This window comes from Metapseudomonas phytobenefica (genome assembly GCF_043392685.1).
Classification (GTDB): Bacteria; Pseudomonadota; Gammaproteobacteria; order Pseudomonadales; family Pseudomonadaceae; genus Metapseudomonas.
On the sequence record NZ_JBHZGM010000002.1, the window covers coordinates 74,683 to 86,919 of the forward strand.

The 12,237-nt window shown below is 65.0% G+C and carries 10 protein-coding genes; 6 read left to right on the plus strand and 4 right to left on the minus strand.

Features of this window, described 5'->3' with window-relative positions; genetic code table 11:
- Window positions 1–114 precede the first annotated feature (114 nt).
- A complete protein-coding gene (locus ACFW0B_RS02440) occupies window positions 115–870 on the plus strand; it encodes a FadR/GntR family transcriptional regulator (RefSeq protein WP_449146367.1) in 756 nt (251 codons plus the stop codon).
- A gap of 68 nt (window positions 871–938) precedes the next feature.
- Window positions 939–1,682: a cache domain-containing protein gene (locus tag ACFW0B_RS02445; protein WP_449146368.1), complete on the plus strand. Its 744-nt coding sequence runs from the start codon at window positions 939–941 to the stop codon at window positions 1,680–1,682.
- 78 nt (window positions 1,683–1,760) lie between these two features.
- Here the strand turns inward: ACFW0B_RS02445 and ACFW0B_RS02450 are convergent, their stop codons facing one another.
- Window positions 1,761–2,516 (minus strand): SDR family NAD(P)-dependent oxidoreductase, encoded by a 756-nt coding sequence (locus ACFW0B_RS02450; RefSeq protein ID WP_449146369.1) that lies wholly within the window; start codon window positions 2,514–2,516, stop codon window positions 1,761–1,763.
- Window positions 2,517–2,751: 235 nt separating this feature from the next.
- Here ACFW0B_RS02450 and ACFW0B_RS02455 point away from each other — a divergent pair, with 235 nt between their 5' ends.
- Together ACFW0B_RS02455 and ACFW0B_RS02460 are read left to right on the plus strand one after the other, a co-directional pair.
- Entirely contained in the window at window positions 2,752–3,648 is an 897-nt protein-coding gene (locus ACFW0B_RS02455; protein WP_449146370.1) for an AraC family transcriptional regulator, read from the plus strand.
- Between the two features lie 240 nt (window positions 3,649–3,888).
- Window positions 3,889–4,548, plus strand: coding sequence for a dioxygenase family protein (locus ACFW0B_RS02460; RefSeq protein WP_449146371.1), 660 nt, complete (start codon window positions 3,889–3,891; stop codon window positions 4,546–4,548).
- 479 nt (window positions 4,549–5,027) lie between these two features.
- On the opposite strand, the gene ACFW0B_RS02465 is transcribed toward ACFW0B_RS02460, so the two are convergent.
- Genes ACFW0B_RS02465 through ACFW0B_RS02475 form a run of 3 tightly spaced genes read right to left on the minus strand, consistent with a single transcriptional unit; the run spans window position 5,028 to window position 9,460 of the window.
- Window positions 5,028–6,815 (minus strand): IlvD/Edd family dehydratase, encoded by a 1,788-nt coding sequence (locus ACFW0B_RS02465; RefSeq protein WP_449146372.1) that lies wholly within the window; start codon window positions 6,813–6,815, stop codon window positions 5,028–5,030.
- A 26-nt stretch (window positions 6,816–6,841) separates the two neighbouring features.
- Entirely contained in the window at window positions 6,842–8,230 is a 1,389-nt protein-coding gene (locus ACFW0B_RS02470; RefSeq protein WP_449146373.1) for an MFS transporter, read from the minus strand.
- A 48-nt stretch (window positions 8,231–8,278) separates the two neighbouring features.
- Window positions 8,279–9,460: a fumarylacetoacetate hydrolase family protein gene (locus tag ACFW0B_RS02475; RefSeq protein WP_449146374.1), complete on the minus strand. Its 1,182-nt coding sequence runs from the start codon at window positions 9,458–9,460 to the stop codon at window positions 8,279–8,281.
- A gap of 117 nt (window positions 9,461–9,577) precedes the next feature.
- Between ACFW0B_RS02475 and ACFW0B_RS02480 the strand changes: the two genes are divergently transcribed.
- Both ACFW0B_RS02480 and ACFW0B_RS02485 read left to right on the plus strand, forming a co-directional pair.
- Window positions 9,578–10,525, plus strand: coding sequence for a LysR family transcriptional regulator (locus ACFW0B_RS02480; RefSeq protein ID WP_449146375.1), 948 nt, complete (start codon window positions 9,578–9,580; stop codon window positions 10,523–10,525).
- Between the two features lie 99 nt (window positions 10,526–10,624).
- On the plus strand, window positions 10,625–12,208 hold the full coding sequence (locus tag ACFW0B_RS02485) for an aldehyde dehydrogenase (NADP(+)) (RefSeq protein ID WP_449146376.1): 1,584 nt from the start codon (window positions 10,625–10,627) through the stop codon (window positions 12,206–12,208).
- Window positions 12,209–12,237: the final 29 nt, after the last annotated feature.

A 12,237-nucleotide genomic window follows, 5' to 3' on the forward strand; every position in this document is an offset into this window, starting at 1 on the left:
ATAGAGGGGGTAGCGACCGTATCAGCTGCCACTCATTCTCTATAAGATACGGAACTGAACGTTTAACCCGTTGCCCCAGGGCCTGGTTGAACACACGGAATTAGGGAGAGTCGATTGAGTGCCCTGAATACTGCCCGCAGCACCGCATTCATCCGTCTGCGCCAGGAAGGCCGCACCGACGAGGTGGCGCGCCGGCTGGTGGAGGCAATCGAGTTGGGACTGTTCGCCGAGGGCCAGCAGTTGCCCAGTGAAAGCGAGCTGGCCCTGCAGCTGGGCGTGGCGACGGTGACCCTGCGCGAGGCGCTGGTGGTGCTGCGCCAGCGCGGGCTGATCGAGACTCGCCGGGGGCGCAACGGCGGCAGTTTCGTCTGCGCGCCGGTGGAGTTGCCCGAAGCGCTGCTGCTGCAACGCCTGCGGGACATGAGCGGCCCGGACCTGCGCGACCTCGGCGACGAGCAGATGGCGATTTCCGGCACCGCGGCACGCCTGGCTGCCCAGCGCAGTTCCCGCGAGCAGCAGGCGCGCATCGCCCAGCACATCGAATCGCTGAAGCAGGCCACCACGCGCCTGGCGCGGCACCGTGCCGATGCGCGATTCCATATCGAAGTGGCCGCCGCCGCCCAGTCGCTGCGCCTGACCCATGCCGAGATGCGCCTGCAGTCGGAAGTCGGCGAGCTCTTGTGGATGGAAGCGGCCGGTGGCTGCGACGTGAGCGTGATCGAACAGGAACACCGCGCCATTCTCGAAGCGCTGGTCAATGGCGACGCGGTACTGGCGGGCGCCCTGGCCGAGGCCCATGTGAGTCGTGGCATCAAGCGCCTGATGGCGTTGCGCCTGGAACTGCTGGCCGGTACCGAGGAGCCGGCCTGAGCCGTTCCGGCGCGCGCCAAGGCGCGTTGATTACAACAATGTAAAAAGATCCTGCGTGAGGAAATGCCATGTCAGCCGTGAGCGATAACGACCCCCTCGCTGTTTGTGTCCAGCAACTCAACAGCACGGTCGGGACCATCTTCGGCCAGGTCCGGCAACTGGTGGATGTGACGGTGGAGCTGTGGACACGTGTGCTGGCAGAGGGTCGCCAGCCGGCATCGAAGGATCTGGCGCAGCTGCGTCCGGCGATCGACGAGCAATTGCTGGCCACCGGCGCATTCGGTTGCGGTGGCGGAGTGATCGTCGAGCCGGGCTGTCTGGCCGACCGCGAAATGCACCTGGAATGGTGGTACCTGGCCGACGGCGGCAAGACGCTGCCCCTGCGCCCGAACTTCGACCGGCGCCGGGAGAACTTCTACGACTACACCAACATGCCCTGGTACGGTCGCCCGCGGGATTCGCTGAGCAGCAGCGTCGAGGGCCCCTATGTGGACCTCTACGGCACCAATATGTACGTGCTGACCTTCACCATGCCGATCATCGCTGAAGGGCGATTCATTGGCGTGGCGGGGCTGGACCTGTCGCTGCACAACGTCGAGCGGATGCTGATCCGCAGCCTCATGCGCCTGGACAATGAAGCGGTGCTGATCTCCGCCGATGGCCGGGTCATCGCGTCCAACACGGCGAACTGGATGGTCGGCGACCTGGCGCCCAAGCTGCTGGACCCGACACCGATGAAAGGCCGGCGGCTGGTGCTGGAGGAGCCGGAGGCGGGCTGGTCGCTGATCCTGCTGCCGGCCCTTCGTCAATAGAGAGCAGTCGGTGCGCTGGCAAACGAAGAAGCCCGGGAAGTTCCCGGGCTTCTTTGCGTGGGGACGCTGGCGCAGGCCTCAGATGGCCTGACCGCCCGACACTTCGATGCGCTGAGCGTTGACCCAGCGGTTGTCCGGGCTCAGCAGGCTCGCCACCATCGGGCCGATGTCATCCGGCACACCCACCCGGCCCAGCGCCGTCATTTCGGCGAATTGTTTGTTCAGGTCGGGAATGTCGCGCACCGCGCCGCCCAGGAAATCGGTCTCAATGGCGCCGGGCGCCACGGTGTTCACTGCAATGCCACGGCTGCCGAACTCTTTGGCCATGTAGACCGTGAGGACTTCGATTGCGCCTTTTGCCGCTGAATAGGCAGAAAAGCCGGCGACCGATACGCGGGTCAGGCCCGACGAGAAGTTCACGATTCGCCCGCCATCGGCGATCAGTGGCAGCAGCGCCTGGGTCAGGAAGAACACGCCTTTAACGTGGGTGTTGAACAGCGCATCGAACTGCGCTTCGGTCATCTCGGCGATGGACGCCATCTCGCCCTGGCCGGCGTTGTTGATGAGGTGGTCGAAGCTGCTGCGGTTCCAGGTGGCGCGCAGCGTTTCGGCGACGGTGCTGGCGAAGGCCGCGAAGGACGAGATATCCGTCACGTCCAGTTGCAGCGTCACCGCTTTGCGCCCGAGCGCCTCGATCTCGGCGACCACGGCTTTGGCTTCCTCGGCGCCGTTGCGGTAGGTAAGGATGACGTCGCCGCCATGACGGGCGATGCTGACAGCAGTGTTGCGGCCAAGGCCACGGTTGGCGCCGGTGATAATCGAGACGGTGGTCATCGGAGTGCTCCTGGGGTGGGGGTTGCAGGTGCTGCAACTATGGGCAGGGATGACCTTTCCAGGTTGCGTGATTGTCGCCATGTCTTGCCTATTCATACGAAGCCGCACTTGCGCACAAGGAATACGGAGGTGACTCAAGAAGGTGTAACCACTGGCTTTGCCTATTCCTCTTTGGTTGTTGCCAATTCATCCGGCTCGTATTGATCTGTAGCGACTTACCGGCAAGAGTCCTCCCATGACGAACGCCCTGCTCGAAACCGCACGCCGCTACGCCGATGCAAACCATCGGGGCGGCGTCGCGCAGACGCCATTTCCCGGCGTGGTCATCCTCCGCGAGACGATGCCCACTCCGCTGCAATACGCAATCTCGAAGCCGCTGGTTGCCCTGGTGCTGCAAGGGAGCAAGCGTGTCGCGATGGGTAACAGCACCTTCGATTTCAGTGCAGGTGAGTCGCTGCTGATCACCACCGATGTGCCAACCGTCAGCCAGATCACCCGGGCTTCCCTCGGCGAGCCGTACTACTCCTTCGTCGTTGAGCTGGACCCTGGGCTGATCGAATCACTCGTGGTCGAGATGGGCTCGGCGCCGTTCACCGTGGGCGCGCCGGTACGGGTGGACCCGACCGATGCGGAGGTCGCGGACACGGCGCTTCGCCTCATTCGCCTGCTGCAACGCCCAGCCTCAGTGCCGGTGCTGGGCAAGCAATTGCTGCGTGAGCTGCATTACTGGCTACTGTCGGGCAAGCACGGCGGGGCGATTCGCTCGCTCGGGGTCAGCAACAGCCATGCGCAGCGCGTCGGCCGCGCAGTGGCCAGGATCCGTGCCGACTTCACCAAGCCGCTGCGCATGGAGCAATTGGCGGAGGCCGCCGGGATGAGCATCTCCGCGTTCCATGCGCACTTCCGCGCCATCACCTCGCTGACCCCACTGCAATTTCAGAAGCAGCTGCGGCTGATCGAAGCCAGGCGCTCCATGCTCGAAGGCACGGCGATCTGCAAGGCCGCTTCCGATGTGGGCTACGAAAGCATCCCGCAGTTCACCCGGGAATACGGCCGAATGTTCGGCACCTCGCCCGCCAGGGACATTCGTGAAACCCGGGCGCACCTGCAGGACTCGGCTCCATCCCGCTAGTCGATCGCCTGGAGTGGTGCAGGCGCTGGGTGCCCCTTCTTTGCTGAAGCCGTCATGCCGGGCCGCTACATGGGGGTCGATCCTCACGAGGCGCCGCCGGATTCATTACTTCCCAGTCGACCAACCGGCATGGTGGGGTGCTGGCCAATGGCTAGACTTGTCAGGCACACGCCTCGTCGTCCGGGAAGTCTGGCGTGCCGTCATCACTGTGGCCGGGCCCTTGATGGGGAGGAGGCGAGTGTGGATAAGCATCCATTGGCGGGCATCTCGCGGCGTCATTTCCTGGGCGGCGGCATGGTGCTTCTGGGTGGAGGACTGTTGGCAAGGTCGGCCTTCGCACAGCAGGGTTGCCCGATCACCCAGGGCGACATCCTCGGTCCCTACTACCGCTTCGGTGCACCCTTCCAGTCACGACTGGCCGGGCCCGAAGAACCGGGGGAGCGCCTGGTGGTAACCGGCACCGTGTTCAGCGCGGATTGCCGCACGCCGGTCCCGAACGCATTGGTGGAAATCTGGCAGGCCAACAGTGCCGGCCTGTACGACACCGAAACGCCCGGTAACTACACCGACAAGGGCAAGTTCCGCCTGCGCGGCATGCTCTACACCGACGCCCAGGGCAAGTACCGCATCGAGACCGTGATGCCGGGCCGCTACCCGGTGCCACCGAACCTGCCGGGGCTGGAAAGGTACGGCGGGATCATGCGCCCCGCGCACATCCATTTCCGGGTCATGGAGTCGCTCCATGTGCCCGTGACCCTGCAGCTCTACTTCAAGGGCGACCCCTTCATCGCTGGCGACCCCTGGGCTCACGAGCGGACCACCAACACCATCGAGCTGGAGCAGGACGGCGAGTTGCGCAGAGGCGTGTTCGACATCGTGCTGGCGCGGGGCTTTGCATGACCTCGCCTGGCGGATGTGCCCTCCGAGGGTAGTCCGTAGGATGGGTAGAGCGGAGCGAAACCCATCAATGGGGCGTTATGGATGTCGTTCCTCGCCGGGCGCCGCCCGATCCATTCCGCCGCCCCGCCGATCACAGCCACTTCGCGCTTCGATCTGAAACCGCGCCTTGCCCCGTGCGGACGGCGTTGGCTCGGAAGGATCAATAGGTTTCCGGCTGAGCTTGTCGAGGTTCGGCTTGTCGTTCGTGTTCATCGCTTCTCACTCCGGTGGGGCGCCAACAACCAGAGGTTAGATCGGCGATCGCACCCTCACTTGAAGGATGGAATGAGCGGGCGAAAAGGCCTGCCGATGGGGACGGGCGAGCGCCTGCGATACGGCGCCATCCCGAAACCCACCGGCATGGAGTTGGTTTCAGGGATCAGCCGATCACCTGTGGCAGGCGCCGCACTGGAATGCGCGCCTGCCGGGTCATGCAAGGGTCAGTGAGAATGCCGTGGCATTCCACCTTCCCGGGCGATAACGCGCATGTGCAGCGTCGCCGGCTCCAGGCAGCCGCCAGTGGACAATTGCCCCACCAACTGCCGATAGAGCTCCTGCCAGGGCGTTTGCGACGCCGGAATGTTTGGCTTCCACGCCGCGCGACGGCGCGCCACCTCTTCCTCGTCCACCAGCAGGTCGACGCGCCGCTGGTTGAGATCCACCCGTAACCAGTCGTTGGTCTGCACCAGCGCCAGGCCACCGCCGACCGCCGCTTCCGGCGACATGTTGAGGATCGAAGGGCTGGCCGAAGTACCGCTCTGGCGGCCATCGCCCAGGCAGGGTAGCGAGTCGACGCCTTTCTTGATCAGCGCTGCCGGGGGCGCCATGTTGACCACTTCGGCGCTGCCGGGGTAACCCACGGTACCGGCGCCACGAATCACCAGGATGCAACGCTCGTCGATTTCCAGCTCAGGGTCGTCAATGCGCGCGTGGTAGTCCTCTGGTCCCTCGAAGACGATAGCCCGGGCCTCGAAGCTGTTTTCCTTGCCCGGTTCGGACAGGTAAGTCTTGCGGAACGCTTCACCCACCACCGACATCTTCATGATCGCGCTGTCGAAGAAGTTGCCGCTGAGCACGATGAAGCCGGCGTTGAGCTTGAGCGGGGCGTCGAATGGCAGGATCACGTCGCGGTTGCTGGTGACGCTGTCGCGCACCACCTCACCGATGGTCTTGCCGCTGACCGTCGTGCAGCCTTCGTGCAGGCGGCCGGCCTTTTGCAGTTCATGCATCACCGCCGGCACGCCGCCGGCGCGGTGGAAGCCTTCGCCCAGGTACTTGCCGGCTGGCATGCAGTTAACCAGCAGCGGCACGTCTTCACCAATGCGCTGCCAATCGTCCAGCGACAGCTCGATGCCCATATGCCGGGCGATGGCGATCAGGTGTGGCGGGCAGTTGCTCGAGGCGCCCAGGGCAGAGGCGACGGCAATGGCGTTCTCGAATGCTTCGCGGGTCATGATCGACGAGGGGCGCACATCCTCCATCACCAGCTCGCAGATGCGCCTGCCGGTGGCATAGGCCATCTGCCCACGCTCGCGGTAGGGCGCAGGGATGCTGGCGCAACCTGGCAGCGACATGCCCAGCGCTTCGGCCAGGGCGTTCATCGACAGCGCCGTGCCCATGGTGTTGCAGTGGCCAACCGACGGGGAGGCGGCGGTGGTCATTTCCATGAAGCCTTCATAGTCGATCTCGCCCGCGGCCATGAGGTTGCGCGCGTGCCACAACACCGTGCCAGAACCGATCAACTGGCCCTTGTGATGGCCGTCGAGCATCGGCCCGCCAGACAGCACGATAGCCGGCAGGTCGGTGGTGGCCGCCGCCATCAGGCAGGCCGGGGTGGTCTTGTCGCAGCCGGTGGTCAGCACCACGCCGTCCAGCGGGTAGCCGTGGAGGATTTCCACCAGACCCAGGTAGGCCAGGTTGCGGTCCAGCGCGGCGGTGGGGCGGCGGCTCTGCTCGGCAATCGGGTGTACCGGGAACTCCATGGGGATACCACCGGCATCGCGGATACCGGCCTTGACCCGTTGGGCCAGTTCCAGGTGATGGCGGTTGCACGGGGTGAGGTCGCTGCCGGTCTGGGCGATGCCGATGATCGGCCGACCCGACTGCAACTCGTCGCGGGTCAGGCCGTAGTTCATGTAGCGCTCGACATACAGCGCGGTCATGTCGGCGTGGCTCGGGTCGTCGAACCACTGCTGGCTGCGCAGCGGGCGTTTCGGGGTAGTGGTCATGTCGTTCTCTCTTTTATTCGGGGCGGTCAGCGTTGCAGAGCACCAACGCCTGCCGGCACTTGCACGGTTGAGGTGCTGCTTCCTACCGCGTCGTCCAGGACTGTGAGGTCACGACCCCGGGTTTCGGTCGACAGGAAGGTGCCGATCAAGGTCAGGCCGGTCAATGCCAGGGTATAGAGCGCCAGTACCCAGTAGGCACCGCCCGCCAGGCCGACCAGGAAGATACCCAGGATCGGCGCCAGCCCACCGGACAGCATGGCGCCCAATTCGCGGGACAGGGCCACGCCAGAATAGCGATAGCGATTGCCGAACAGTTCGGTGAAGTGTGCGCACTGGGCGCCGAGCATGCTGTTGGCGGCCAGGGCGAAACCACCCACCACAGCGATGCTCACCAAGGTCGAGTCGCCGCTGTCGATCATCCACCACGACGGGAAGGCCCACAACGCGCCGAACAAGGCGCCGCCACGGTATACCGCCAAGCGCCCGAAGCGGTCGGAAAGCGCGCCGAACAGGGGCGTGGTCAATACACTCAGGATACTCGCGGCCAACACCGCATTGGTGCCGATACTGGCCAGGTTGGCGCCGTCCTCGCCAAGGTGGCGGGTGGCGAAACCGGTGAGAAAGGCGATGGAGACCGTGGCGTAGAGTGTCGAGCAGCCGGTTTCAGCCATGCGCATCAGGGTAGTCGCCGCCAGCGGACGGCGAGCGTTGCGCAGCACAGAGCGCATCGGTGACTCGATGACCTGGTGGTTCTGGCTCAGTTGCTGGAACACCGGGCTTTCCTTGAGCTTCAGGCGTATCCACACCGCCATGAAGATCAGCACCACGCTGGCCAGGAATGGTACGCGCCAACCCCAGTCCAGCAGTTCCTCGTGGCTGAGCGAGGATTGCATCACGCGGAAGGTAATGGTGGCCAGGGCCAGGCCGCTGAATACCCCGATGAACGGCAGTGCGGCATAGAAGCCACGACGCTCACGGGGCGCCAGTTCGGCCATCAGGGTGGCGGCGCCGGTCTGTTCGGCTCCGGCACCGAAGCCCTGCAGCAGGCGCAGCAGCACCAGCAGTACGGCTCCGGCGGGCCCTGTTGGCAGCAGGCCAATCAGCGTGGTGGCGATACCCATCAGGGCGATGGTCAATAGCAGCACCAGCTTGCGCCCCTTGCGGTCGCCCAGCGAGCCGAAGAACAGCCCGCCGAACGGTCGTGCCAGAAAGCCGGCACCGTAGGTGGCGAAGCTGGCCAGCAGCGCCCCCGTGGTGCCCAGCGAAGGGAAGAAGATGTGGCCGAAGACCAGCGCCGAGGCCAGTCCATAGATGGCGAAGTCGTAGTACTCGAGGGCACTGCCGATGGCGCCGGTATAAATGGCCCGACGCAGTTGGCGCGGGTCGGGAGCGGTGTCCCTGGCTTGAGTGTGCATGTCTTGCCTCGCTTGTTGTTGTTGTGGGGCTTCGGTTGCTATGGGCGGTCAGGGCCGCAGCAGGCCTCGGGCAGCCAGGTTGCGCATCATCGCACCCAGGCCGAAGGTCCAGGGCTGTGCCTGATCGCTGGTGGTCACCTGGTTATGCAGTTGGCCGAGCAGGGGGCTGGCGATACGTACCTGGTCACCCGGTTTGTGGGTGAACCCGGCGCCTGGCTGATCGCGGTCTTCGGTGGGGGCGAACAACGTGCCGAGGAACAGCAGGAAACCGTCGGGGTACTGGTGGTTTTCATTCAATGTCTGGCGGACCAGGTCTTCAGGATCGCGGCTGATCTGCGCCATCGAGCTGCTGCCGACCAGGCGGTAGCCATCGGTGCCCTGGACGTCCAGGTTGACCACGCAGCGGCGCACGGCGTCCAGGTCGAAGGTTTCGTCGAACAGGCGAATGAACGGGCCGACGGCGCACGAAGCATTGTTGTCCTTGGCCTTGCTCAGCAGCAGTGCGCTGCGGCCTTCGAAATCGCGCAGGTTGACGTCGTTGCCCAGCGTGGCGCCATGGATGCGGCCGCGGCTGTCGACGGCCAGCACCACCTCAGGCTCGGGGTTGTTCCAGGCCGAACCTGGGTGTACGCCGATGGCGCTGCCACTGCCGACCGCGGCCAGTACCGGCGCTTTGGTGAACACTTCGGCATCCGGGCCGATGCCGACTTCCAGGTACTGCGACCACATGCCTTGTTCGATCAGCAGTGCCTTGAGTGTCATAGCCTGCGGCGAACCGGGGCGCACAGCGCGCAGATTGTCACCGATCACTGAGCGTACCGTGGCGCGAACCGCTTCGGCCTTGCTGGCATCGCCACCGGCCTGCTCTTCGATCACCCGTTCGATCATGCTGGCGGCAAAGGTGACGCCGGCGGCCTTGATCACTTGCAGATCGACCGGCGCCAGCAGGTAGGGCTGGCTGGCGTCGATTGCCTCGCCACTGTTTGCCAGCAGCGCCTCGACGCTGCACAGGAAGCGGCCCGGGGTGCTACGCACGGCCTGCAGCGGGTCATCGCTTTCGAGCAACTGGCTGAGGGTGGCGAAGCGTTCGGACAGGTCGAACACGCCGTCGCTGCGCAGGACGATCGGCGAGGGGCCGCCGGGTTCACCGGGGGTCCAGGCGCGGCCGATCAGGGTGCCGGTCAGGCCGTCCTCAGGCAGGGTATTGGCGGGGGTTAGCGTCATCGGCATGGCATCAGAGTCTCGTTGAACGGGAGAACTGCACGCTAGGCAAGACGAGTGATAAACTCCAATGGCATATTCTCACTATTCGATAACGTATGGTTATTGCAGGGGCGGTGAATTCCAATGTCGGACCTTTCCTTCTCCCACGTTTGTAACTGGCTCAAGTTCCGCCACCTGGTGCTCATCGATACCCTCGGACGCACCCACAACATGCATCTGGCAGCGCAGCAGATGAACCTCAGCCAGCCGGCGATCAGCAAGATGCTCAAGGAGATCGAGAACCTGCTCGGCTTCGCCCTGTTCGAACGCTTGCCGCGCAGCATGCCGCCCACCGCGCTGGGCGAGCAGGTGGTGCGCTATGCGCAGGTGGCGTTGAACGATGCGCGAAACTTCGTCGAGCAGATCGACAACCTGCGCCAGGGCGGCCACGGTCATCTGAAGGTGGGGGGCATCTTCGCGGCCACCGCCGTGGCACTGCCGGAGGCGATCGTGGAGATCAAGCAGCGCAAGCCGCTGCTTTCGATCGAGGTGGTGGAGCAGACCAGTGACCATCTGATGGCCATGCTCGAAGACAAGCACCTGCACCTGGCCGTGGCCCGCTTTACCGACGTGTCGCAGCGCCAGCGCTTCGACTTTCAACCGCTGGCCCCGGAACCGTTCTGCTTCGTGGTCAACAACAAGCACCCGTTGAGTTCTGCCGGGCCGGTGACCTTGCCACAATTGCTGGAGTGGCCATGGATCCTCTACCCCAAGGGCACCCCCATTCGTGGGCGCATGGAGCAGGCCTTCGCCGAGGCGGGCGTGGCGGTGCCGCGCAATACCATCGATACCATTTCCATGCAGACCTTTCTCAAGGTGCTGCTGGGTGGCCCGATGATCGGCATGCTGCCCCAGGCGATGGTCGAGCCGCACCTGACCAGCGGTGTGCTGGTCAGCCTCGACACGCCGCTGCATCTGACACCCCAGGACTACGGCATCCTCACCCGCAAAGGCGAGCCCTTGAGCGGCGTGGCGCTGGAATTCGCCGAGATCCTGTTGACCAACACCCGGCGAGTGTCGGGCGATCGATAACGCATCGTTATCGGATGATCCCTAAAGGCCATTGGGCAAGAATCGAAGAGCCGCCTAGATTAGCGCCCTATGACTTTCGCAATGCCGAGGGAATCAACCATGACGTCATACGCAGGCCAACAATTCATCGGCGGGGTCCGCCGTGCAAGCGGCCAGGCGACCTTGCACAGTTTCGATGCGCGTACCGGACAGGCGCTGCCGGGCGCGTTCCATCAAGCCACGGAAGTCGAAGTAGATGCTGCGGCCCAGGCTGCGGCCGCCGCCTATCCCATCTACCGGGCGTTGCCTGCCGCGCGCCGGGCGGAGTTCCTGGACGCCATTGCCGAAGCGCTGGATGCCCTGGATGACGACTTCATCGACACCGTTTGCCGCGAAACGGCCTTGCCGCCTGCGCGCATCCAGGGCGAACGGGCACGCACCAGTGGCCAGCTGAGGCTGTTCGCCACAGTGCTGCGCCGGGGCGATTTCGTCGGTGCGCGCATCGACCGTGCGCAGCCCGAGCGCACCCCGCTGCCTCGCCTGGACGTTCGCCAGTGCCGCATGGGCGTGGGGCCGGTCGCGGTGTTTGGCGCCAGCAACTTCCCGCTGGCGTTTTCCACCGCTGGTGGCGACACCGCAGCGGCGCTGGCAGCAGGTTGCCCAGTGGTATTCAAGGCTCACAGCGGCCACATGGCCACGGCCGAACGGGTGGCTGAGGTCATCGTTGGCGCCGCCGAGCGTTGCGGTATGCCGGCTGGGGTCTTCAACATGATCTTCGGCGCCAGGGTAGGTGAGGCGCTGGTCAAGCACCCAGCCATCCAGGCGGTGGGCTTCACCGGTTCGCTCAAGGGCGGCCGGGCCCTGTGCGACATGGCTGCGGCGCGTCCCCAGCCGATCCCGGTGTTCGCCGAAATGAGCAGTATCAACCCTGTGCTCGTCCTACCGGGAGCCCTGGCCGCCCGTGGCGAGGCGGTGGCCCGTGAGTTGACCGCCTCGGTGGTACTGGGGTGTGGGCAGTTCTGCACTAACCCCGGCCTGGTGATGGGGGTGCGTTCACCCGAGTTCAGCGCTTTCGTCGAGCACCTGCGTGCACAAATGGCCGATCAAGCGCCGCAGACCATGCTCAACACCGGCACCCTGGCCAGCTATGCCCATGGCGTAGCCACCCTCAAGGCCCGCCCGGGCATACGCCACCTGGCCGGGGCCGAGCAGCAGGGTAACCAGGCCTGGCCGCAGCTGTTCCAGGCCGAGGCACAACTGTTGTTGGACGGGGAGCCGTTGCTTCAGGAAGAGATCTTCGGCCCCACCACCGTGGTGGTCGAACTTGCCGACCAAGCCCAGCTTCTTGCCGCGCTGCACGCGCTTGGCGGGCAACTGACCGCAACCCTGATCGGTGAGCTGAGCGACTTGGCAGAAGCCGCGCCACTGGTGGCGGTGCTGGAGCAGAAGGCCGGGCGCGTGCTGGTCAACGGTTACCCCACCGGCGTCGAGGTGTGCGACGCCATGGTTCACGGTGGCCCGTACCCGGCCACCTCCGACAGCCGTGGCACCTCGGTCGGCACCCTGGCGATCGACCGCTTCCTGCGCCCGGTGTGCTACCAGAACTTCCCCGATGCGCTATTGCCCGAGGCACTGCGCGACGCCAACCCCTTGCAACTGCTGCGATTGGTCGATGGCCAGCCCAGCCGTGACCCGATTTGCTGATAGCCGCTACTGACAGGCATTACCACCGG